The sequence below is a fragment of the Alkalicoccus halolimnae genome, assembly GCF_008014775.2.
Taxonomy (GTDB): Bacteria; Bacillota; Bacilli; order Bacillales; family Salisediminibacteriaceae; genus Alkalicoccus; species Alkalicoccus halolimnae.
The window spans coordinates 296,986-320,371 of the sequence record NZ_CP144914.1; the positions used below are offsets into that span (position 1 = coordinate 296,986).

General features: G+C 46.2%; 20 protein-coding genes. 9 read left to right on the top strand and 11 right to left on the bottom strand.

Features of this window, described 5'->3' with window-relative positions; translation table 11 throughout:
- Positions 1-97: 97 nt before the first annotated feature.
- Positions 98-1,150 carry a homocysteine S-methyltransferase family protein gene (locus FTX54_RS01395; RefSeq protein ID WP_147804245.1) on the bottom strand — a complete coding sequence of 351 codons (1,053 nt, stop codon included), beginning with the start codon at positions 1,148-1,150 and terminating at the stop codon, positions 98-100.
- A 304-nt stretch (positions 1,151-1,454) separates the two neighbouring features.
- On the opposite strand from FTX54_RS01395, the gene FTX54_RS01400 reads away from it, so the two are divergent.
- On the top strand, positions 1,455-2,333 hold the full coding sequence (locus FTX54_RS01400) for a DUF6920 family protein (protein WP_147804244.1): 879 nt from the start codon (positions 1,455-1,457) through the stop codon (positions 2,331-2,333).
- 3 nt (positions 2,334-2,336) lie between these two features.
- On the opposite strand, the gene glsA is transcribed toward FTX54_RS01400, so the two are convergent.
- The 3 genes from glsA to FTX54_RS01415 form a co-directional block, all read right to left on the bottom strand.
- Positions 2,337-3,272, bottom strand: a complete 936-nt coding sequence (gene glsA, locus FTX54_RS01405; RefSeq protein ID WP_147804243.1) for a glutaminase A — start codon at positions 3,270-3,272, stop codon at positions 2,337-2,339.
- 315 nt (positions 3,273-3,587) lie between these two features.
- Positions 3,588-5,525: a bifunctional metallophosphatase/5'-nucleotidase gene (locus tag FTX54_RS01410; protein WP_222706848.1), complete on the bottom strand. Its 1,938-nt coding sequence runs from the start codon at positions 5,523-5,525 to the stop codon at positions 3,588-3,590.
- Positions 5,526-5,889: 364 nt separating this feature from the next.
- Complete coding sequence (locus FTX54_RS01415) at positions 5,890-6,630, bottom strand: SDR family NAD(P)-dependent oxidoreductase (protein ID WP_147804242.1); 741 nt, start codon at positions 6,628-6,630, stop codon at positions 5,890-5,892.
- 176 nt (positions 6,631-6,806) lie between these two features.
- Here FTX54_RS01415 and FTX54_RS01420 point away from each other — a divergent pair, with 176 nt between their 5' ends.
- The 3 genes from FTX54_RS01420 (at position 6,807) to FTX54_RS01430 (ending at position 9,794) form a co-directional block, all read left to right on the top strand.
- Positions 6,807-7,361 carry a MaoC family dehydratase gene (locus FTX54_RS01420; protein ID WP_147804241.1) on the top strand — a complete coding sequence of 185 codons (555 nt, stop codon included), beginning with the start codon at positions 6,807-6,809 and terminating at the stop codon, positions 7,359-7,361.
- A 304-nt stretch (positions 7,362-7,665) separates the two neighbouring features.
- The gene (gene wrbA, locus FTX54_RS01425; RefSeq protein WP_147804240.1) at positions 7,666-8,328 is read left to right on the top strand and encodes an NAD(P)H:quinone oxidoreductase; all 663 of its coding nucleotides are present in this window, start codon (positions 7,666-7,668) and stop codon (positions 8,326-8,328) included.
- Positions 8,329-8,678: 350 nt separating this feature from the next.
- Positions 8,679-9,794 (top strand): amidohydrolase, encoded by a 1,116-nt coding sequence (locus tag FTX54_RS01430; protein ID WP_147804239.1) that lies wholly within the window; start codon positions 8,679-8,681, stop codon positions 9,792-9,794.
- Here FTX54_RS01430 and FTX54_RS01435 read toward each other — a convergent pair.
- On the bottom strand, positions 9,791-10,243 hold the full coding sequence (locus tag FTX54_RS01435) for a MarR family winged helix-turn-helix transcriptional regulator (protein ID WP_147804238.1): 453 nt from the start codon (positions 10,241-10,243) through the stop codon (positions 9,791-9,793). The two genes, FTX54_RS01430 and FTX54_RS01435, sit on opposite strands and share 4 nt — an antisense overlap.
- Before the next feature lie 91 nt (positions 10,244-10,334).
- Here FTX54_RS01435 and FTX54_RS01440 point away from each other — a divergent pair, with 91 nt between their 5' ends.
- On the top strand, positions 10,335-11,267 hold the full coding sequence (locus tag FTX54_RS01440; protein ID WP_147804237.1) for an ATP-binding cassette domain-containing protein: 933 nt from the start codon (positions 10,335-10,337) through the stop codon (positions 11,265-11,267).
- Between the two features lie 24 nt (positions 11,268-11,291).
- A complete protein-coding gene (locus FTX54_RS01445; RefSeq protein WP_147804236.1) occupies positions 11,292-12,119 on the top strand; it encodes an ABC transporter permease in 828 nt (275 codons plus the stop codon).
- Positions 12,120-12,479: 360 nt separating this feature from the next.
- Here the strand turns inward: FTX54_RS01445 and FTX54_RS01450 are convergent, their stop codons facing one another.
- The 4 genes from FTX54_RS01450 to FTX54_RS01465 form a co-directional block, all read right to left on the bottom strand.
- Entirely contained in the window at positions 12,480-12,824 is a 345-nt protein-coding gene (locus FTX54_RS01450; protein WP_147804235.1) for a hypothetical protein, read from the bottom strand.
- Between the two features lie 42 nt (positions 12,825-12,866).
- Positions 12,867-14,546, bottom strand: coding sequence for an ABC1 kinase family protein (locus FTX54_RS01455; RefSeq protein ID WP_147804234.1), 1,680 nt, complete (start codon positions 14,544-14,546; stop codon positions 12,867-12,869).
- Between the two features lie 202 nt (positions 14,547-14,748).
- Complete coding sequence (locus tag FTX54_RS01460; RefSeq protein WP_147804233.1) at positions 14,749-15,849, bottom strand: alanine/ornithine racemase family PLP-dependent enzyme; 1,101 nt, start codon at positions 15,847-15,849, stop codon at positions 14,749-14,751.
- Positions 15,846-16,934 carry a DUF1611 domain-containing protein gene (locus FTX54_RS01465; protein WP_147804232.1) on the bottom strand — a complete coding sequence of 363 codons (1,089 nt, stop codon included), beginning with the start codon at positions 16,932-16,934 and terminating at the stop codon, positions 15,846-15,848. The genes FTX54_RS01460 and FTX54_RS01465 overlap by 4 nt, the downstream gene beginning before the upstream one ends.
- 421 nt (positions 16,935-17,355) lie before the next feature.
- Between FTX54_RS01465 and FTX54_RS01470 the strand changes: the two genes are divergently transcribed.
- The 3 genes from FTX54_RS01470 (at position 17,356) to FTX54_RS01480 (ending at position 20,142) form a co-directional block, all read left to right on the top strand.
- On the top strand, positions 17,356-17,904 hold the full coding sequence (locus FTX54_RS01470; protein ID WP_147804231.1) for a hypothetical protein: 549 nt from the start codon (positions 17,356-17,358) through the stop codon (positions 17,902-17,904).
- Positions 17,905-17,919: 15 nt separating this feature from the next.
- Complete coding sequence (locus tag FTX54_RS01475; RefSeq protein ID WP_147804230.1) at positions 17,920-18,993, top strand: hypothetical protein; 1,074 nt, start codon at positions 17,920-17,922, stop codon at positions 18,991-18,993.
- Between the two features lie 96 nt (positions 18,994-19,089).
- Positions 19,090-20,142 (top strand): LacI family DNA-binding transcriptional regulator, encoded by a 1,053-nt coding sequence (locus FTX54_RS01480; protein ID WP_147804229.1) that lies wholly within the window; start codon positions 19,090-19,092, stop codon positions 20,140-20,142.
- Positions 20,143-20,400: 258 nt separating this feature from the next.
- Here the strand turns inward: FTX54_RS01480 and FTX54_RS01485 are convergent, their stop codons facing one another.
- Together FTX54_RS01485 and FTX54_RS01490 are read right to left on the bottom strand one after the other, a co-directional pair.
- On the bottom strand, positions 20,401-22,761 hold the full coding sequence (locus FTX54_RS01485) for an FdhF/YdeP family oxidoreductase (protein WP_147804228.1): 2,361 nt from the start codon (positions 22,759-22,761) through the stop codon (positions 20,401-20,403).
- A gap of 233 nt (positions 22,762-22,994) precedes the next feature.
- Positions 22,995-23,360, bottom strand: a complete 366-nt coding sequence (locus tag FTX54_RS01490; protein ID WP_147804227.1) for a DUF2294 domain-containing protein — start codon at positions 23,358-23,360, stop codon at positions 22,995-22,997.
- Between the last annotated feature and the right edge of the window lie 26 nt (positions 23,361-23,386).

The window sequence follows — 23,386 nt, forward strand, 5'->3', positions numbered from 1 at the left end:
ACAGCGCCGTGACAATATTTCTGCCACGGCGCTGTTAACGTTTGCTGTTCTTATATTAGAAAGGAAATATTGGTACCTGCTTTTGTAGTGCTGAGTCCTAAGCTTTCCCGCGGTAATCCTTGTTGTGCTGCTGAAGTGTTTCATCTTCACCGAACAGAAAATGTTTACGCATGTCGGGAGAATATTTGGAGTTCACTGCTTCATACCCGACTGCTTCTGTAATGGAGCGGATCATTGCCGGAGAGGCGCCGCAGCAAAGACCAATGTAACGCACGCCGGAAGATTTAGCTTCTTTAGCCCACTCGGCAATTTCATATCGGTTATGATAAAGCGGATCAAGTGCTGTTGGAAAAGTTGTTTCCGTAGGGAGGGTGCAGCTGCAGCCTCCGTCCGGCAGATTGAAGAAAGTCGGATGTTCTTCATTGGTCCGGTACGGAATAGGCAGCGCCCCGATATACCCGTTGACCGAACTGCGGATTTTTTCCAGGTACGGCTGCATCGTCTTCGGTCCGCGGAAGCAGTTCATCCCTGTAACGAGAGCGCCGTTTTCTTCAAGGATACGACAGGACTCTTCCACCTCATAGCCGTCTCGGAGCACGTTTTCCCCCATAAGGCCCATAGTGATCGCTGCCTGCAGTCCTGCTTTTTTAATTTCTTCGAGAGCAATCAGCGCTTCTTCATGGTAGTAGAATGTTTCTCCGGCGATGTAATCGACGCCTTCTTCTCTGCACCAGCCGATCATCTCAGCAAACATACGCCGTACCTGCTCTTTGGACTCTTCGTTTTCAGGATCAAAAATATTCGTGTTGGAAATATTTCCGGCGACAAGCGCTTCTTCAGTTGGGTGTTCCGCTGCTACTTCTTTAGCGAGTCGGATAGCAGCCCGGTTAAGCGGCTCGAGCATGTCTTCTTTTCCAATAATACGCATTTTTTCCCGGTGCGCATTATACGTAAATGCGATGACGACATCGGACCCGGCAAGCATAAAATCACGGTAGACCGCCTTCAACACTTCCGGATTTTCGAGGGCAACTTCAGGCACGAATGTTCCGGCCTGCAGATAGCCCCGCCGTTCCATTTCAAATAAATATCCTTCTGCCACGATAACTGTTCCGTCCTCAAGACGCTGCTTTAAACTTCTTTTAACCAAACTGCTTCACTCCTTAAATAAATTCACCCGAAAAACCAGACCGGTCTTTAAAGATTGTAACTAATTTAACAAGAGAACTGCACGTTTGTAAAGATTTAAAGGTGATTTCAATAAGCTGCTTTTCATTGGAGACAGGAAAAGCAGCATAGTTTACTGCCTGCTCTTATTAAAATGCTATTGACCTTCCGCTGGAACAGCTGTATGATTTTAACAAATAAAGTGCGGCAGGGTAGATGGCGCTGTACGGGAATCCAAGTCTTGGCGAATGAAAACAAAAGGAGAATAACTTTACAGGAGGATGAAAATGATGAAAAAGCTGCTCTGGTCTGCTGCTGTTCTTGCTTCTGTACTGGCTTTTGGTTCCTGGAGGTTTCGACGGCGGATAAGCCGTGAAGCAGAGGAAATTCTTGAAGATAAATGTAATCCGAACGAATGGGTAGTGACGGAAAGCATGGTTCAGCAGCTTCCTCCACCGGTTCAAAAATGGCTTCATTGGAGCGGAAGTATAGGAAAGCCTAACATTCATACGGTGCATTTGAGGCAGAGTGGAAAAATAAAATTCAAGCCGGACCAGAAAAAGGGTTTCCCGGCTCAAGCGGAGCAGTACAGTACCACCGATTATCCGGCTTTTTTCTGGCAGGTGAAGATGAAGATGCTGCCGTTAATAAGCGTAACTGGAAGAGACCTGTACCGCTTTGGCCAGGGAGAACTTCTTATGAAGGCGGATTCTGTTCTTCCATTGGCTGATGTGAAATATAATAAGAAAATAAACGAAGCAGCCCTGCAGAGATTTCTGCTGGAGATGGCCTGGTATCCTTCTGCATCACTCAGCCCCTATATTTCCTGGGAAATGATCGATGAAAGGACAGCAGAGGCAGAGATGTCCTACGGCGGTACCACGGGGAAAGGAAGTTTTCATTTTGAGCAGGACGGCAGGCTGACAGAGCTCCGTGCCTTCCGTTATATGGATAAAAATGATACGGAGCGGACGGAGTGGGTGGGGGAAGTACTGGAATATACAATTTATAGTGGAATCTGTCTGCCTTCAAAACTGCAAATTTCCTGGATGCTTCCGGAAGGGAAGTTTACATGGTACGAATTTGAAGTATGGGACGTGAAGTTGAATGAACGGCGGGAGGCTTTGAAAGGTCCTTCCGCCCGGCGCATTAAAAGTTCTTTATAACTGTTACACCGGTTTCTTTTTGAAAACATGCAGATTGTACTCACTGGAGAGGTCTTCGAGGATTTTTACTCCTGCAGCACTGTTTCCTTTAGAGTTAATGGCAGGACCAATAATGCCAATCCCCATCTCGTTGGGAGGAGCTGCCATGATACCTCCGCTGACACCGCTTTTAGCAGGGATTCCGGCTTTCATCATCGTTTCTCCGGATTCATTGTAAAGGCCTGCGGTAAGCATGATAGATAGGGCGATCTGGACCGCTTTCGGCATGTTTTTATGAAGGATCTCTCCCTGGATTTTCCCTCCCGTCGAAAGGAAAAGTCCAATCTTTGCCAGATCTGAACACGTTACGCTGATGGAACAGAGCCGGAAGTACAGATCGAGGGCTTCTTCCACATTAGTATCAATCACTCCCGTGCTTTTCATGAAATAGGCAAGCGAACGGTTGCGGTCACCGGTAAGTTTTTCGGACTCGTAAATTCGTTCATTTAAGGTAATGTTTTCTTTCCCGGTTATTTTGGATAAAAACGTACACACTCTCTGAAACTGTTCTTCCACGTCCCGCCCTTTAATCATGGACGATACGGCGATAGCTCCCGCATTAATAAGCGGATTTAGAGGTTTATTTTCTGCTTTTGTTTCCAGTTCTGCTACGGAGTTAAAAGGCTCTCCGCTGGATTCCATCCCTACTTTGGAAAAAACCTGCTCCGGCCCGTTATCGAGGACGGCCACGATCAAATTCACCACTTTGGAAATACTCTGCATCGTAAATTCCACTTCGCAGTCGCCGACGCTGATAACCTCGCCGCGGGGAGTACAGACAGTTATTCCGAGCTGTTGGGGATTCGCGTAGGCCAGCTCAGGGATATAATTTGCTGTTTCTCCTTGATTGGTATAAGAACGATTTCTGTTAAGAATTTCTTCAAGATTTTTTACATTCATAAACTTTCACTCCTTCTCGTGACCCACTCTTCTCTATCTTCCCTGTCCTTCGGGAGTTGAAAACTAAATTTTCTCCTGTTCGTTTAATAGAAACTGTCCAAATAATTTGTCAGCTCCATAGAGTAACGTTATTAAAATAAGGGCAGGATATCTTACAGGTGAAAAATGCGGCAGACTTAATAATAATCGAGAAAAGCCCCTCGCCTCAAAATGGCGGGGGCTTCTCTCGTTAAGGCAAAGAGACAGAAATGCGTTCCCTGTCTGCGCTGGAGACAGTTTCACTCCAGTTAAATGTTCATTATTTCTTTATTAGACCTACTCGTCGTCCGAAGCGAGATCGGTAATACGACCCTGGATGGAATAATCTACCTCACCCAGTTCCGCCATAAAGTCACGAAGCATTTCCCAGTCAGTATAACCAACAATTGTGCCCCGTCCGTCATCATATGCTTCAGCGAAAACGTCGAAGCCGTCGCCGCCTGTAGCAGTGAAGTTATTCATTGCTACGGTATGCATTTCATCATCGCGGGATAGTTCTTCTCCCTCTACAGAGATGGATTCAACTCGTTCATCTACGCTGCGGCTGCTGTCGTATGTTAACTCTGTGCCTTCAGATACCTGCAGGAATCCGCCGTTTTCTTCAGGCGCTTCGGATACGCTGTGTTCGAATGCCTCGTAAATTTCTTCGCCTGTAAGGTCAAGAAGAGCAAGGCGGTTTCCGAATGGCTGTACTTCAATTAATTCCCCGACAGTTACTTCTCCTGCAGCAATTGAGGTGCGGATGCCGCCGCCGTTCTGTACTGCCATAATGGTGTCTTCATCTGCAGTGAGCGCTGCATCAAGCTGGGCGTCTGTAATCAGGTTGCCCAGTGCTGTTTCATTGGCACGGACACTCTCTTCATCACCGTCGCCGTGGCGCGGGTTTGGAAGTTCATTGACTACTGTAGAACCGGCCGGCTCATTGGCAAGCTCTTCGACACCTTCCGTATAAGGCTCAAGCATTTCTGCAGCTTCCGGGTCTGCTTCGTAGTCTTCGGTGGCTTTCACTTCACCGGCGAAGTCCACAATTGTTCCATTTTCGTCGAATGTGATATCCATAACGCCGAGATGACCACCATATTCACCGGCCTGGCCGATAATGGTCGGATCTTTTTCTTCACCTTCTGCATTTTCATCCACCAGAACAGGGGTTTCCAGAAGGGTATGGCTGTGGCCGCCGATAATAACGTCGATACCTTCTACTTCTTCAGCGAGAATCAGATCACTTCCGATATCCGGACTGCTGTCATAACCAAGGTGGGTGAGAGCAATCACTTTATCAATGCCCTGCTCTTCAAAACCTGCGACAGCTTCTTCCGCTGCTTCGAGGTAATCTGTGAATTCCACATCAAGAGGGCTGGAGATATTTTCTGTATCTGCTGTGTCCAAACCGAAAATACCAATTTCTTCTCCGTCCTGCTCGAGGACAATGCCATCATAAATATTTCCTGCTTCCGGGTCACTGCTGATTCCGCCCTGATTCAAGCCGTCAAAGCCGCTGTCACCGGAAAAGTCAATGTTGGCTGCAACGATAGGGAAATCAGCACCTTCGAAAAATTCAACAAGTTCAGGATGCCCTTCATCAGGGTCCCCCAGATCAAACTCATGGTTTCCGGGAACGAACGCATCATATTCCATTAAATTCATGAACTCCAGCGCATCCTGTCCGCGGTACTCGTTAAAATAAAGGGTTCCGGAAAAGATGTCTCCGGCATCGAGCAGCAGACCGTCTCCGTATTCCTCTTCCGCTTCATTATAGGCAGTTACAAGATGCGGGAAAGCGTCTGTGCGTCCATGATTGTCATTAGTATGGAAAATATTTAAATTGAAATCGCCTGTTTCTTCGTCATAGTCGAACTCAATTTCCTCTTCACCGACTATCAGGCTTCCGGATTGACCGTCCAGATCATCATGCTTAACGGTTACTTCGGAGCGGTCTCCTTTTGTCATAAGTACGCTTGTATCTCCTATGTCAATTGTGTTTCCTTCTTCATCCACTGCCTTCACGTCAACGACTCTTTCCAGATCCAGGCCGGATGGAAATGTTTTGTCAAACGAAATCGTAAAACTCGAAGAATCCAGAACAGTAACATCCTCTACGTTTCGTTTTGGTCCTTTTTCAGAATCTCCATCGTGATTTCCGGCTGCGACTGTTCCTGTGGCGGCAAAAACACTCAAAGCTAAAATCCCGGCTGCACTACGATAAAATTTCATCCAATCGTTGCCTCCCATGTGAGAATATTTTAAACTTTCAGTAATAATTGTATTTGATTTACAAAATTACTTCAACTTTTTTTTATAAAGGGTTCGTTAAATTTAGTTATTGATTGTTACTGGAAGCTTCCCTGTCATGGACATGCCCACAGAAGCGATCCCCGGATGAACCTGCTCCGTGGGAGGTTTCCCGGTCTCAATCTTCGACAGGGACGTTCTCGGCTTCGTTTATATTTCCGGTTACAGAAAAAAGCATGTTGTTCAAATGAAGCAGATACGAAATTAAAAACGGGAACCAGGGCAGGGAGATGTGCGGAAAAGAAAAAAGATGCTTCCGTCTGAAAGGAAACACGAACACCGGTGTTTACTGGGCCGTAAATCCGCCATCAATGATAAACTCAGAACCAGTGCAGTAACTCGATTCATCGGAAGCAAGGAAAATACAGAGCGGAGTAATTTCCCAGGAATCTCCAGGGCGTTGAAGCGGGATGCCTGCCTCTGTTTTTTCGAGAATGTCCTGAAGTTCCGCCGCTTCATTCATTGGTGTACGGATGATGCCGGGGTGAATGGAGTTCACCCGGATGTTTAAAGGGCCCCATTCCACAGCTGCCGATTTCGTCATTCCCCGTACAGCAAACTTCGTCGCGTTATAAGCAAGACTGGCAGCCTGGCCGACGATCCCTGAAATGGAAGATACATTGATAATGGATCCTTTTTCAGCTTTTTGCATAGAAGGGAAGACAGCTTTCATACCTAGAAAAACGGAAAGCTGGTTGATTTGATAAACTTGATTGTAACTTTCGACGGACTGGTCAACAGTGGGGATGCTTCTGGTCACACCAGCATTGTTAATCAGCACGTTAATTGGTCCGAAGGCGGCTTCTGTCTGTTTGACAGCTTCTTCCCAATCCGATTCTTTTGTGACGTCATGCCTGACAAATATAGCTTTTTCACCGAGTTCGGCGGCTTCATATTTTCCCTCTTTTTCCAAAATGTCTGTAATGGCGACTTTTGCTCCTTCTTCTACAAATGCTCGTGCATGAGAAGCGCCCATGCCCCGCGCTGCACCGGTAATAAGCACGATCTTGCCTTCCAGACGACCCATAATAAATCCCTCCTTCAAAAAATAGCAGCCATGGTCAGTTTCCATAATGTGAGAGATAGGATGTTAATGTAAGTTTACGATGGTAATAAAGGGGAAGGCAATGAATATATTCAGAATTTTTTACATATTTGGCTTTTCCGGCCAAACTGCATAGACTTATCAGGGAGGGAATACATATGACAATGAAAGAAGGCTGGAATGGAAGGTTTTATGAAGACTTTGAGCCGGGGGACATTTATCCTCATCCGCTCGGAAGAACAGTAACCCAGACAGATAATGTTTGGTTTACACTTTTGACCCAAAATACGAATCCAATCCATTTCGATACGGTCTACGCTGAAAAAACCGAATTTGGCAGGCCGCTCGTCGATTCTACGTTCACCGTAGCACTCGTTACGGGGCAGTCGGTCAGCGATATCTCCCAGAATGTAATGGCTAACCTCGGCTGGGACGAAATCCGGCTGCCTAATCCGGTATTTGAAGGAGATACGATCTATTCCTACAGCGAGCTTTATGAAAAACGCGAATCTAAATCTCGTCAGGAAGCGGGGATTATTAAAGTAAAAACAACAGGCTACAATCAGAACAGTGAAGTTGTTATTGAATTTAAACGGACGATGCTCGTGTATAAAAAAGAGCATGCGCCTGCATCTAGTAGCCCAATTCTTCAAAAAGTGCTGAGAAACCGTGAAACGAAGAAAAAATCCGGTTCTGATAAATCAGATTCATGAAGTGGCAGTGTTAACTTTTCCTTCTGAATACGGGAGAATCATTGGCAAGCCCGCCGAGCTGAAGCGAAGTTTCCTATATTTATTAACAACAGATTTTAACAAAGCTTAATGAAAATATGTTTAGAAGCATCGGAAAACGGTTATTTGATAAGAGTACAACCCCCCTTATTTAAAAAGCCTATAAATCAGGCTTTTTCTTTTGTTGTTAAACTTACTAAAATAAAGAGAATATATATTGCATTGTTACTTACTTTATGATAGTATACAAATTAGTTATTAAGTAAAGAAAAAGCAGGTGTTAACTATGGGTTTGTTTGAAAAACTATTTTCATCAAAAAAGGAGAACGATAATATGAGTAATGTAAATCTTGCGGTAGTGTACTATAGTTCTACAGGTTCCAACTATCAAATGGCTAAATGGGCAGCTGAAGGTGCAAAAGCTGACGGTGCGAACGTTAAGCTTCTAAAAGTACCTGAACTCGCTCCAAAAGAAGCGATTGCTTCCAACCCTGCATGGGAAAAGCATCTGGAAGAAACAAAAGACGTACCGGAAGTGCAGCTGGAAGATCTGGAGTGGGCAGACGGTTTTGTCTTCTCTGTACCAACAAGATTTGGTAACCCCGCTTCCCAGTTCCGTCAGTTTATTGATACTACAGGCGGCCTGTGGGCTAACGGCAAGCTTATGAACAAAGTAGTAAGCGCGATGTCATCAGCAAGCAATTCACACGGCGGCCAGGAAGCAACGGTTCTGTCTATCTATACAACGATGTTCCACTGGGGCGCTATTGTTGCAGCACCAGGCTATACAGATCCCGTCCAGTTTACTTCCGGCGGAAACCCTTACGGAGTAAGTGCTACTGTCGGAGAAAACGGCATTCAGGAAGATATTGAAGAAGCAGTTAAACACCAGGCGAGACGTACTGCTTCTGTAGCAGAAATGGTTAAGCAGGGCGTAACAGCTCAATAATAAATTTTTAAACCGACCGGATTTCCGGTCGGTTTTTTTATGTTTTTTATTGGCTGCCTTGAAAATAAAATAGATAAGCGTGCGCTTTCGTTTCCATGGGGGCGCAGGGCCGGCCTCAGCTAATCCCTATGGATCTTCAGCTCGTCCTTGATCGCCCAGGAATCGCCCCATGTGCCCTCCAGCTTACGGTAAAAATACGGAGCAGGATCTGTCTTCTAATAAAGAAGATCTCTTTTGAAGATCATAATTCTACCTGTTTAATGGAAAATGATATATCCAGTTCTGTGCTTCGTTTATACTGGATGAAGAACTCCGGTTATTTTTGACCGGGGGATATAGGAGGGAAAACAATGAAAAGCAAAGCGTATCAACAGGTGATCAATGAACTGTTTACATACCTGCACAAGAATCCGGAAAAAAGCTGGGAGGAATGGGGAACGACAGCTTACCTGCAGGAATTTCTTGCTGCTCATGGCATCCAGAGTAAAGCTTTTGAAAACATTCCAGGGTTTACAGCTGTCATCGGGTCAGGAAAACCGGTGGTGGCCCTGCGTGCGGATATGGATGCGCTGGTTCAGAACGTGGACGGCACGGTAAAGCCGAACCATGCATGCGGGCACGATGCTCATATGACGATCGTGAGCACGGCAGCTCTTATGCTGAAAAATTCTCTGAAGACCGGGGAAGGTACAGTAAAGCTGATTTTTCAGCCGGCAGAAGAAAAAGGCACGGGAGCGCTTGCTGTCGTGGAAGAAGGGGCAGTTGACGACGTTGATTATCTGTTCGGCATTCATCTCCGGCCGGAACAGGAGCTTCCGCTCGGGAAGGCTGCCGTATCAATCGATCACGGAGCAGCCGTCTTTATGCATGGGGAAATCCACGGAAGAGATGTCCATGGTGCAAGGCCCCATCTAGGATCTAATGCGATTGAAACCGCTTCGGAAATTCTGCAGCAGTTACAGCATATCCACCTGGATCCGCTGGTGCCGCACAGTGTGAAAATGACGCAGCTGCACGCCGGCGGGGACAGTCTGAATATTATTCCAGGATCGGCTTCCTTCAGTCTAGACCTCCGCACCCAGACAAACGAAGCGATGGATACCGTTACGGAAAGGATCGACGGGATTATCCGGCGTACGTCTGACTATCACGCGGTGCCGATTGAGATAAAGGAAGCGGCGCGCATTGCTGCAGCGGAAATCAGCAGCAGGGCAGAACATATCACCCGTGCTGCCATTGAAGAGGTCCTCGGAAAGAATAATGCCGTTCCGAGCCTTACGACAAGCGGCGGGGATGATTTTCATTTTTATACAATCAAACGCCCGCATCTGCATGCCTGTATGATCGGTCTTGGAGCCGGACTTACACCGGGTCTGCATGATGCGGAAATGACCTTTCACAAGGAAGCGCTCACGATTGGAGCCGAACTCGTATACTATACTTCGATGAAAGCACTGAATTTCTAACCTTCAAGCTTGGAAAGAACCGACTGCAGGCTGCCGACAGCTTCCTGCAGTGTTTTTTTGTCTTCGGAATGAAGCAGAGAGAGACGTTCTTCCACTTCCTTCTGGAGAATGACTTTTTTTTCTTCAAGAAACGACTGGCCGGCTCTTGTTAATTCAATATAAATAACGCGTCTGTCTGCAGGATCCTTTTTTCTTAAAATGAATTCTTTCGTCGTTAACTTTTGCAGCATCGGAGAAAGGTTGGACTTTTTTATTGCGAGTTTTCCTGCAATATCCGTCGTGCGGATCGATCCGGCGTCATTAATCAGATGCATAATATGAAAATGAGTATGGTGAAGATCCGAATCGTGGAGAATGTGGACCGGACCGAACAGTTTTTTTGCGAAAAGAGGCATGACGGAAAGCATCTGTTCGACAAGTTCTTCGGTATTAATGGAATCCATGCTCATAGGGCGTCCCTCCTTGTCAGTTGACTTCTATACTTATTAACGAAATAATATAGTTATTATATCAGAACTATTTGTAACGGGGGATGGGAAAATGGAATCGATCATTGAAGTGAACGATCTCACGAAAACATATAAAAAAACAGACGCTGTGAAACACATTACATTTGATGTGAAAGAGGGAGAAATTTTCGGTTTTCTCGGTCCGAACGGTGCCGGAAAAAGCACAACGATAAATATGATCTGCACGATGCTGGCACCGACCAGCGGGACAATCAGCATCAACGGCTTCGACGTGAAAAAGCAGAAGGACAAGGTGCGGGAAAGCATCGGCATCATCTTTCAGGAAAATACGCTTGATGAAAAGCTGACGGCAAATGAAAATCTTATGCTGCACTGCCGTTTTTATAAAGTCCCTAAAGAAAAACGCGAGGAGAGAATCCGTGAGGTGCTGGAAATAGTTGATCTTGTAAAAGAACGCAGGCAGAGGGTCGAGACTTTTTCCGGAGGCATGAAGCGCCGCCTTGAAATTGCCAGAGGGCTGCTTCATTATCCGAAAGTGCTTTTCCTGGATGAACCGACGGTCGGTCTGGATCCGCAGACCCGGGCGCATTTATGGGAGTACATTTTAAAGCTGAAAGAAAAAGAAGGCATAACGATGTTTCTGACGACCCATTATCTGGATGAGGCGGAAATCAGTGACAGGGTCGCTATCATGGACCAGGGAGAAATCATTGCCATGGATACGCCTGCCGCACTGAAAAATGAGCTTGGCGGAGATATTATTGAGCTGTCCACCGAAAACAATGAAAAAGCTCTGGCGGAAATCCGTGAAAAAATCGATGGAGCAGAGGTTTCGATGGAAGAAGATACGATTCATGTGAAAGTGGCAAGCAGTGACGCGTTTATTTCCACTTTCATCAAAACTTTGACGATCCCGGTTACGAAACTGAATATACGCAAGCCGACTTTAAATGACGTGTTCCTCGCCTTTACCGGCAGAAAAATTGGAGAAGCAGAAGATTAACAGAGAAAGGAAGGAGGTATAATTATGGAAGGAATTTTCGCAATCTGGCAGAGAGATATCACGAAATTTTTTCGTGACAAGGCGAGGCTGTTCGGTTCGTTTACGATGCCGATTTTATTCCTGTTGATTTTTGGCGGAGGCATGAGCGGAACGATGGAAAATATGATGGCTTCCGGTCTCGGAGAGCAGGCGGGGGATTTTAACTACATAGAATTTGTCTTTCCGGGCATTGTAGCGATGACTCTGCTTATGACTTCAGTTTTTTCTGCTTTATCAATTATTGAAGACAAAGATTTCGGCTACATGAAAGAGATTCTCGTATCACCGATTTCCCGTGTCAGCATAGCCGTCGGGAAAATGCTCGGAGCAGCTACAGTAGCGACCATTCAAGGAATTATTTTATTTATGCTTATCCCGTTTCTTGGTCTCTCCTATGATTTATTGTCCCTGGTGCAGGTCATTCCCTTTATGTTTCTTCTTGCCTGTGCGCTATCCGGACTGGGCCTTCTGTTTGCAAGCGTCATCCGCTCTACCCAGGGGTTTCAGATGACGGTGCAGGTGCTGGTTATGCCGATGATTTTTCTTTCCGGGGCTTTGTTTCCGGTAAATAATATGCCGGCGTGGATGGACATCATTGTTAAAATTAATCCGGTGACGTACGGGGTTGATGTGATGAAAAAGATCATGATTGATGTAGACAGTCTTTCTCCTGCCGTCATGGAAGCGATGGGCTTGAATATTACGGTTTTCGGGCGGCAGGTAACGATCTTTGAGGAGATTATCTTCATCGCAGCCTTTGCAGCGCTGCTCGTATTATTTGCGACGATTAGCTTCCGCCGGGCTAACGCATAAATAACAGAAAGAAAAGAGCTGATTCGGGATATAACCCGGGTCAGCTCTTTTTGATGGACAGTTCATGAAAGGAAATGCCTGCAAAGTATATCGGTGGTCCTCTAAGTAAGCTTTGGTGATGTTTAGTATGGATGAAAACGGCTTCTATAATGAATGGAATTTAACTGGAACGAATGCATGTTCAAAAAGGACTTTCTTTATTTGAAGGCAGATAGATCCTGCTCCGTATTGTTTACCGTAAGCTGGAAAGTACATGGGGCGGCTCCAGGGCGGACAAGGACGAGCCCCACCCCGCCTGAAAAGGTCCCCATGGAAAAGAAAGCGCACATTTATCTCACTTATGATTATTTTTAAGATGGACTATAAAAGAGAAAGAACAGAAATAAAGACAGTAACATAACCCCACATGATAGAGGTCACGATATGTTCTTTAGAGTCTCTGACAAAATACCATTCCAGAGATATCTGGATCACAAATGCGATGGAAAGAATGGGTAGTGCGATAATGAAATAGTCTTCAAATAAAGGCAGATCGATATAAAAAATGAGTGAGAAAAATACTGCAGCCATAACAACCATGGCCGCAGCTGAATAGTACCTGCCTTTTGTTTCCTTCAGTTTTCGTGCATCTTTTTTAACAATTACTTTAGTGAGCACAATATGCAGCACTAAAGCTGAAATTCCCAGGTAAGTAAATGGAGACATCCTATCAACCTTTCACGATGATACGTAAATGACGTTTCTGTTTTATTTAATCCTCGTCCGCAGAATCGAAACCATCAGCCAGAAAAACAGAAAGAAGAAGATGAGAAAACCGAGTTCCAGGACGGGAAGGCGGAGCCAGAGAGACTGGGCCGGATCCCCGAGCGTAATTCCGAGGATGAGAGAGCCGAGCACGATGCTTACAGCAAGCAGCAGGACGCTCAGCGTTAACTGGTTGCCGATTCTCGCATAGCGCCTTCCGATCAGTTCGACTTCCGGAAGTCTTATTTCATGGCGGAGACGTCCTTTTTCAATTAGTGTCATCGTTTTTTTAATCATATCCGGTGTTCCGCTGAGGGCGTCCAGATAATCAAGTGCATGGTTCCGCAGGCGTCGCTGCAGGTGAATCGGGCTGAGATGTTCGCGCAGCAGTTCGTCGCCGAGCGGTTCAACAACTTCAATAATACTCAGTTCAGGATCGAGTTCGCTTATAATGGATTCGACAGTTACGAGAGCTTTCGCTACGAGTGTGACGTCATGCGGTACTTCGATGTTGTAGCTGCCGATTAAAGCAAGCAGGTCGTTTACTACTTCCCCAAATCTGATTTCCTGCATCGGGACATTGAAATACAAATCCTGAAAGTCATCGATTTCTTTCTTTAATCCTTCCCGGTCTATTTCAAGGGGGACACGCCCCATTTTACTGATCGCTTTTACAATATCATCGGTGTTTTTACGAAGTATTCCAATGACGAGAGAAGCAAGGCTGCTGCGCAGTTCCTGGGTAAGGCGTCCGACCATGCCGAAATCGAGCAGGCCGATCACATCATTTTCCATCACGTAAATGTTTCCCGGATGAGGATCCGCATGATAAAATCCATCGATAAAAATCTGTTTGCAGATCGTATACGTGATTGCTTCGGAAATATGTTCCCGGCGCTCTCTGCTAATGGAATGGATGTCGAGATGATTAACGTTTGTCCCCTCAATCAATTCCATAGTCATAATTTTTTCTGTTGTGCATTTCCAGTCCACTTCCGGAATGTAAATTCGGGGGTCGTCAGCTGTCTGTCTGCGGATCCGGTCCGCGTTTCTGCCTTCTATTTTGTAGTTCAGCTCGCGGAGGATCATTTTCGTGAATTCTTTGACGAGTTTAGGCAGATGGTAGCGGGCGGTACCTTCAATATGCCTGTCTGCAAGCAGCGCGATTTCATGCAGGATGTCGAGATCGGTCTCAATCGTCTTTTGAACGCCCGGCCGCTGGATCTTAACAGCTACTTTACGCCCATCGTGAGTTTTTGCTTTGTGGACCTGGCCGATGGAGGCAGAAGCAAGCGGTTCTTCCTCGAACTCTGAGAAATACGAAGAGAGGGGATCACCGGTTTCATCTTCAAAAACCTGTTTCACTTCTTCATAGGAAAAGGGGGACACATGATCCTGCAGCTTTTCGAGTTCATCAAGTAAAGGCTGCGGAAATATATCTTTACGTGTACTGGCAATCTGCCCGAGTTTAACGAAAGCCGGACCGAGTTCTTCGAGCAGAATGCGGATACGCTCTTCTGTAGACTTGATACGTTTTTCTTCGGGTACCCGCCATTTCCTTGGGCGCGGGACTTCATCAATCAGCCCGATTTTCTGCACGAAAAAACCGAATCCATTGCGGATTAATGCATTAATAATCTGCCGGAAACGGTTGGCTTGCCTGAATCTTGCATGTTTCAGCATGGGCAGACACCTCGTTTACAATATTGGATTTATTATACCATTTTCCAGATAATATGTAGAAATTCTCCTGTAATAGGCTGCAGGCAAAGTTTTTTTCTGCAGCCTCCCTATGGAAACGAAGGCGGACGAAGATCATTCTTCTTGATAGATGCTTTATTTACAAAGCAGCTTTCCGTAAAAAAATAAGCCTGAATAGATATTTCTATCCAGGCTGGGGAAGCTGTATAAAATTACTAAAGTAATATTTTTTAGAAACGTATGCTGAAGCCATTAATGACAGGAGAGCGCTGTAATTAACGTGGAAGGCGACTTCCTTTCCTACGGGAAGATCTGTATCTTTTGCATTAATAATTAAATGGTCACTGCTCGAGCCGAGAATCTCAATATCTGCTCTCGGATTCAAGCCTGAGACAACAACATCCTGGGAGCCGACAGCAAGAATGGCTCGTTTCATCATGCCCTGATCAGCAAAGGAGGGATACTCCCCGGCTGCGTTCTGAGCCGTTTCACCAAAGGGTAGGGAAGGCTTTACTTTCGACTCAATCACTTCTGCTACAAGAGTAAAAGCATCTGTGTAAAGACCCGGTATCTCTTCCCGGTCCAGCGTTTCGCAGCCGAGATAAATGGATTCACCGATTCTGAGGTTATTAATGCGGCCTGTATTTTTTGTTTCTTTGAACCAATGATAGTTTCCGGAGTTGCCCCCGGTTATATAGGTGAGCTGCAGAGAAAACATGGCTTCCACTTTCTCAGCGGCCGCTGAAAGCTCCTCCATTTTCCTGCTGCTTGGCTTTACTCCGCCAAAACAGGCGAAATTAGCTCCTAGGCCCGTGATTTTCACTCCCTTTAGAAGGAGGACTTTCTCAATAAATTTTTCTAGATCCTCCGGCATGATACCTTCCCGCAGGTCTCCCATCTCCATCATGAGAATAATGCGGTGGATTGTTCCCTGCTGAAGAGCTTGCTGAGATAAAGCTTCAATCACAGTCAGTTCCGTGTTCATACTGATGTCTGCAATTTCCACTGTTTCTTCTGCATCTCCTAATGAAGGAGTTCTCAAAAGAACCAGCTCTGCTTTTACTCCTGCCTTCTTCAATGTTGTTAAATTTTTTAATTTTGTATCCGCCAGCGTTGTAATTCCACTTTTTACGAGAATGTCTGCGACCTCTGCAGAGCCAGCAACGCCTTTCGTAACTCCCATAATATGAATGCCTTTCGAACCGTATAAGCGCACAATTTTTTCAGCGTTATGTGCTACTTTCGAAAGGTCGATTTCTATCCGCGGAGTGGAGGAATAGATCAATTAACTGATACTGCTGAGCGTTTATTCTCTAATTGCGGATACGTATCGAAAATCGTACGGACGAGCTTGCCGCAGCCGAATTGAAGAACATCTGTAGTCGGCATGTCATACCTTTTCTCATAATCAGTAATGGTATTCTGTACTTCTGAAGCTGTCATATTTTCATGGTTAATGGAGATAGCTGTAACTTTAGCGCAGGAAAAACTTTCAATTAATTCCATTTCGCTTTCTAAAGAAGGCATCGGCATATAGCTGAAGTCTCCCAGGTTTTCCCGTTTAGGAGGGTGCTGAATAATTACCGAACCCGGTCTGGAACCACGGATAATACCGCAGGAGCTGATATAGGCAGGGTGGCTGAGAGCTCCCTGGCCTTCTACAATCATAATATCCGGCTGAAGTTCATCGTGGGCGCGGAGCACCTGATTTTCTATTTCACCGGTCATAAACTGGGAAGGGATGGCATCTATCGCTGTGCCGTATTTTTTCCCCTGGATCAGCCCGGTTTGTCCGGTCGCTATAAAGGCTACTTTTAAGCCGGCGTTTTCCAGGGCTTCTTCAAGGAGCACCGAAGTCGTCCGCTTTCCAACGGCGCTGTCCGTGCCGAGAACGGCGACAATCGGAGTTTTAATATCAAGTATTCTTCCGGAAAACAAATGCATATCTTTCTTTTCCGGAGGTTTTCTCACATCTGTCATCTGAACGCCGTATTTAGCAGCCTGCTGTCTGAATTCCGAATCATCAGTAAAAAATTCATGCAGAGGATTGGTTATATCCATTCCGCGTTCCATCGCTTTTAAGACAACCTCCCGTTCATGACTTTTCAGCAAGCCTGCTGAGGGAGCCATCCCGAATATGAATTGGTCCGGCACATGCTCCAGCAGTTCGAAAGCGTTCTCAAGACTTGTGAAAAAGGGAATGCCGTTTGTTTTGTTCTCAAGGCACTGCCCGGTATCTTCTCCTGTTTTCGTACTGTCTATAACTCCCGCAATCGTGTAATTTCCTGAGCTTCGAATCAGGCCGTTTGCCGTTTTGCCGTCCATCGTTCCGAAATTTCCTTCGCAATAAATTAATGCGGTTTTGTTCATAGAATATGTCACTCCTTCAAATTATTCCGTTCCGCCTTCAGGTTAAACAGAAATATTTTCCAGTAAACATTACAAATAACCCTGCCGCTCAGTTAAGATGTTTCAGGCGAAACGGAAAACCAGGCGGCAGAGTTCAAGGTCACTTATTTAATTTACTCCCTCCATCATAACAGGTTTAAGGAATAAAAGAAGGTTTATTCCATAATAAGGGTTATATTTACTTTTTTTTCATTAATTGATCCCTATTTCCGGAGGGCAGATCTCCGCTGTTTAAATGTATCTCCGGCCCGCCCTCTGCTGCCACGGAAATGGCTCGTAGATTCGACTTCGGAAGAGCTGTCATTTAAGCAGTGAAAAGCTTACAGATAAAGCATTAAAAAGGTTATAATAGGAAGAAATGGCAGGGGGAGTGACTGTAAAGATGGACAAAGCATTAAGAACATCATTTGACCACCTTGAACAGGCCGATAAAGAAGCGCAGTATGAAGCTTATCTGCACATCATGGAAACGACAAAGCAGGAAGTCGACTGGGCTTATGAAGTGTGGGATAAGCTGACGGAAATGCTTATTGATCCCGATGCCCACCGCCGCTCCCGGGCAGCCCAGTTTTTATCCCATCTTGCTGTCAGCGATCCGGAAGAAAGAATCCTCGATGACTTCTTTAAAGTATGGGAAGTTACATATGATAAAAAGTTCGTTACAGCCCGGCACAGCCTGCAGACAATCTGGCGTATAGGTTTAGCCGGAGAAAAGCAGAAAGCATTGGTCTTATCTCATTTATCAGACCGGTTCCGTGAAGCGGATAAAGAAAAGAACGGTACGTTGATCCGCTCCGATATCCTGCAGGGAACGAGACATTTATACGAGGCAGATAAAGAAGAAGCAGTGAAGCTGGAGGCGCTCGCTTTGATCGAAACAGAAGCGGACGGGAAGCAGAGAAAGAAATACCGGAAAATATGGAACGTATGAGGAGGAGAGGCTTTTATGAAAATTGCACTTGATAGTTTAAAAGGATACCTGCTCGAAGAAATGATGGCTTATCTTATTAAAAACACCGGATACGATCTGCTTGTCGATGAAAATCAGGATCCGCTCAGCCTGCGCAGTACCGGACTCGGTTTGAATATTAAAGGACTGGGTGCTGAACACCAGGCGGACGTGCTCGGTCAGCTGCAGTGGATGCCGGGGCTTACTTATCCGATGCGGATGTTTGTAGAAGCAGAGTTCCGCAGCGGGAAGACAGGTATTAAAACGGTGCGGAGTGCCGTTGCGGTAGTCAATGATTTAAACCAGGTGTATACAAAAACGCGGGAGACGAATACACCCACAAAGCGGCACACTTACAGCTACTGTGTTTTTTCTGCTTCCGGTTTCTCTAAAAGCGCTGTTGAAATGGCTATGGCCCATCACATTTCCCTCGTGGATGTCAGTGGTGCCGAGTACGAGCCGCTGCGCAGTAAAATTAATGAAACAGCGAAAAATATTCACCGCAGTTTAGGGAGCAGGGAAGAAGGGGGCACTCTCAATAGTGGTGGGGATCACCGCTTCGCTTTCATTCAGTCACTCCGGGAATACCTGAGACGCAGACTGGGTACCTGGACCGGAGTGGAGGACTACGAATCCCTCTCTCTGCTTGAAGAGAAGGATCCAATTTTCGAGATTCTTGAGGAACTGGCTGTTTTTGTGGAAGAAGAATATACGGAATTATTTGCAGCTGTACCGGGAGCCCCTTTCTTATTAGTAATGAAAGCGGAAGATCCCCAGGCGTTCCGGAACTATTTGGAGAAGTATCCGGCACACCGGGTGCATGTGGAGTGCCGGTATATGAAAAACAGCGGTATCCGCTGGGCCATTCACCCGGAAGAAGGGAAAGAGTATGAACTGCAGTTTTTAATACCGGAACAGCTTCAGGATTTAATTTTAAATAGTGTCAATCCTGCTAAAACCGCTCTTAACGGAGACAGAGACTATGTTTCCAATTTATCAGTATACTCGCACTCTTCCGAAAAAGACGAAATATTCCGGCTGGAGTATAATCCTTTAAAGATAAACAGCTGACATTCTCTGTTTGAAATAGGCTTTTCGGAGATCAAGTATGATATATTTAACCTAGAAAAAGTTTACTAAACAACAGGCACAAAAGGAGCGGGAACGATGGCCACTATTCGAGATATTGCGAACAAATCCGGTTACTCGATCGCTACAGTTTCGAGGGTTTTAAACCACGATCAGACGCTTTCGGTCTCTCATAAAGCGAAAGAAGCTATTTTTAAATATGCAGAAGAGTTAAACTATAAAACGATGCGGGAGCGCTCGGCGAGAAAAACGATCAGCACCGGCACTTTCGGAATGATTTATTTTAATTCTGAGCAGCAGGAGATCAGTGACCCCTACTTTCTTGCTATCCGTCTCGGTATTGAAAAGGAGTGTGCAGCAAGGGGAATAAAGCTCGTAAAGCTATACAGGAATGCCGAGTCGTTTGATTTCAGCCAGATAGCTGACATGGAAGGGCTGCTCATCGTGGGACGGATTCATCCGGAAGAAATTGATCAGCTCGTTCTCTACACCGACAACATTACTTTCATAGATTATTCTCCTTTAGATTCCATGTTCGATTCGGTCGTTATTGATTTTCGGACTTCTGTCATCCGGGTTCTTGATTACCTGCTTGAGCTCTCCCATGAGCGGATTGGTTTTATTGGAGGTCAGCAGTACGTAAGACCGGACGAAACAGTGATGGACTACCGCGAGGAATTTTTCCGGGATTATTTAGGACCGCGCACCGGTTACGCAGAGGACAACATTTATATTGGCGACTTTTCAACGGAGGATGGCTATCGGATGATGAAGAAAGCGGTGGCGCACGGGAATCTGCCTTCTGCTTTCTTTATCGCGAGTGATTCGATGGCAATAGGAGCGCTGAGAGCCCTTCACGAACATGGTATTTTAGTTCCGGAAGACGTGTCGATTGTCGGATTTAACGATATAGCAGCAAGCCGGTATTTGCAGCCCTCGCTTACTACAGTGAAAGTACACACAGAATTTATGGGGCAGACCGCTGTTGAGATTATGGACGAGCGCCGGGAAACGAGGCGGAAAATCCCGAGGAAAATTGTTATACCAACCGAATTAATCGTCCGGGAAAGTACGGCAGCAGTGCCTGCAGGCAAAAGCGAACCCCACACCTCCATACGGAAAGTGAAATAGCAGAAGGCTGCAAGTGAAGACTCTCCCGGAAACAGAAAACACCTTAGCATCACTTAACAATACGCCTTGTATAAAAAGCTGGTGGGCCCCAGGCTTAAACGATAGAAGTTTTAAGGGGGAAACCAGCTTTTTTGGAGAACGGAATTAGCTGAGGCCGGACCGCCCGGAAAGCCTCCTTCAGGGAGCGGAGGAAAAAAGAATGTATCAGCACGAAGAAAGTCCCCTGCCGATTGACCGGCAGGGGGCTTTCTTCGTTTATTAGCTTGGAGGGGACATTTCCAGGTCTGGAACCGGCTTTTCTAAATACTGCGTATCTTTTCGAGCATTAAAGCGGTCGGCTTTTTCGATTTTAACAGCGATATTATAATCCGGAATACCGGCAAACTGTTCATAGCGCCCTTTCGGAAGCAGGAAGTTGCCTTCCGGAAAGTGGACACCGAGGTTCGATTGAGCAATCGAAGCTACCTTGGCCTGTCCCTGGAATACACCGTATTGATTGTAAACAACTACGGCTTCTCCTTCGCGAATGTGCAGATCTTTTGCATCATCTGGATTTATGAGAACGTCGTACCGCTCCGCTCGGTTAAACGGATCCGTTTCTCCATACACCATCGAGTTGAACTGTTTCCCTCGTCGGGTAGTAACGTAAAAATCACCTGGTTTTTTGTTCAGGTCCGGGATTTCCACCGGGATCAAATTTCCGCGTCCGTCTGGTGTTGGGCATATTCCGTCTTCACAGAGCCAGGCCCCTCCCCACTGAAAGACATCGCCTTGATTTTTCAAATGCTGGACACCTTCATAAGAGGGGTTCGCTTTAGCAATTTCCGCACGGATGGCGTCGCCGTCCTTAAAGTCGACCAGGTCGGCCGTTTCCGGCTTCACCCGCTTTGCAAGATCTATATAGATTTTCCACTCGGCACGGGCTTCTTCGATTTTATTCTTATTGCCCTTAATTTCCGGAGAGAAGTAGACCATCCGCTCAGTCGATGTCGATGTACCTCCGCCTTCCTGCTCGTAACGCGTTTTAGCAGGAAGAACGACGACCGCTTCTTTCGCATCGACAAGCGTGGAAGTATTCAAAATGATATCCTGGTGCACGCGGATATCCAGTTCGGAAAGAGCTTTTTCCACGTAGTCCGGATCGGGCATCGTTTCGAGAAAATTCCCGCCGGACATATAGTACAGTTTGATCTTCCGCTCGTTTTCTTCCGGGAGAAGGATATTTTCAAGCGTCACGCCGACGATATCACCCTGCCATTTAGGCAGCTCAAATCCCCAGAGCTTTTCGATGCGGGTAATGTTATCTCCTTTAAAATCTCCACCGGGAAGGACGAACGGGTCAGCGCCCATTTCTCCGCTTCCCTGTACCGAAGAATGACCGCGGAACGGCATAAGCCCGCTGTACTTGCGGCCGAGAAAGCCGCGGAGCAGCGCGAGGTTTGCCACCTGGGAAATGTTATCCGAGGCAAAAGAGTGCATCGTCAGACCGAGTGCCCAGGCGAATACAGCATTTTTACTGTTCGCCAGAAGTTCAGAAAGTTCGATAATTCTTTCCTTGGAAACGCCGGAGGAAGCGGTGATTTCCTCCCAGGACTGCTCCTGGACCTTTTCTTGAAGCTCTTCATATCCATTCACGTGTTCATTGACGAATTTGTGATTAATCGCGGATCCGTGAGCTTCTTTTTCCATATCAAACCAGTGTTTCATAATACCGTGCATAAAGGCGATGTCGCCCCCGATGTTTACCTGATAAAAATCATCGGCTACTTTCGTGCCGAAGAGAGCGGATTCCGGAACCGAAGGCACCCAGTATTCATCCATGGACGGCTCGCGGTAAGGATTGACGACGATAATCTTCGTTCCTTTTTTCTTCGCTTCGAGCATATATTTTGTCGAGACGGGGGAAGAGTTGGATGCGACGCTTCCCCAGAAAAGAAGGACGTCCGTGCCGATCCAGTCCTGATAGTTCGACGTTGATGCTCCTACTCCGATAGAGCGTTTCATCGCCGTTTTACTCGGAGAATGACAGATACGGGATGCATTGTCGACGTTGTTTGTTCCTAAAAAACGGGAGACTTTTCCGCCTAAGTAATACGATTCATTTGTAATGCCCCGGGAAGTCATATAAAAAGCATACTGCATAGGGTCAAGACGTTTCATTTTTTCAGCGATCGTATCCATCGCTTCATCCCAGCTTATTCTGGAGAAGCTTCTATCTCCCGGGCGGCGGATCAGCGGGTAGGGGATTCTACCGAGCTTGCGGAGTTCCGTGCTTGAATATTTGCGCAGCTCGTCGATATCCGAGTGAAGAATGTCCGGTTCGATGGCCGGCATCGTATTCAGACGGAGAACATTGAATCGTGTCGTACAGACATGCGGGCCTGTCAGCGTCTGGTCATAGAGACCGGATACACCAAGAGCACAGCCGTCGCATACGCCTTTTGTTATGATGTTTTTGGCATAGCCGAGATTGTCTTTGTTTTCCCACATTGTTTTAAAGGAATCGCGGATATGAGTCGGCTTAATTTTGCCGAGGCCGAAAGGCACGGGACTTACCCAGTGTTCGGGAGCCGGCTTTTTTGATTTTTTCATTGGGCCTTGATGTTTTGTCTGTCCCATTGTTATCACTCCTTCTATATTATTAAAACAAACTGTCTTCCAGTTCCTGATTCTGTAAAGGGGCGGCTTCTGCCCCCGGGTGATTTTTCAAGACACCTGCGAAAAACCTTTCTTTATTGCATTTGCATGGCAGTGCGTGAAATAAAAAACCACCGCCTCTGCCGTATCGAATAGATACAGCAGAGGACGGTGGTTGAGTCTTTAGCAGGGACGCTGCCAAGTGCCGAACCGGCTCATTTTCGGTTGGAGAATTTCTCTTCCAGGTTTTCGTCGAATATAAAAATCGACATGCCTTTATCCTGTTCGATATCAATATCTACAAAAAGGTCTACGAAGTTACAGCCGAGCAGCTCTTCCATTTCGTAGGGACGGTTTTTCCGATAAATTTCTTTCACCATTTCAGTCCGTGCCGCACGAAGCATCTGCCGGCCGTCTTCCGCACTGGCAATGAATTTTTCGACGGGGGACAAATTTCCTTCCATTTCGCAGATTGCCCAGTTTTTACAAAAAGTCGTGCTGATCCGGCTTGGGCCTTTGCCCATATGTTTTTTCCGGAAAGAGCGTACGAGGTTGCTGAACTCTGCTTCATATTTAGCCATAAATGATTTCATCCTCTACTGTTGCT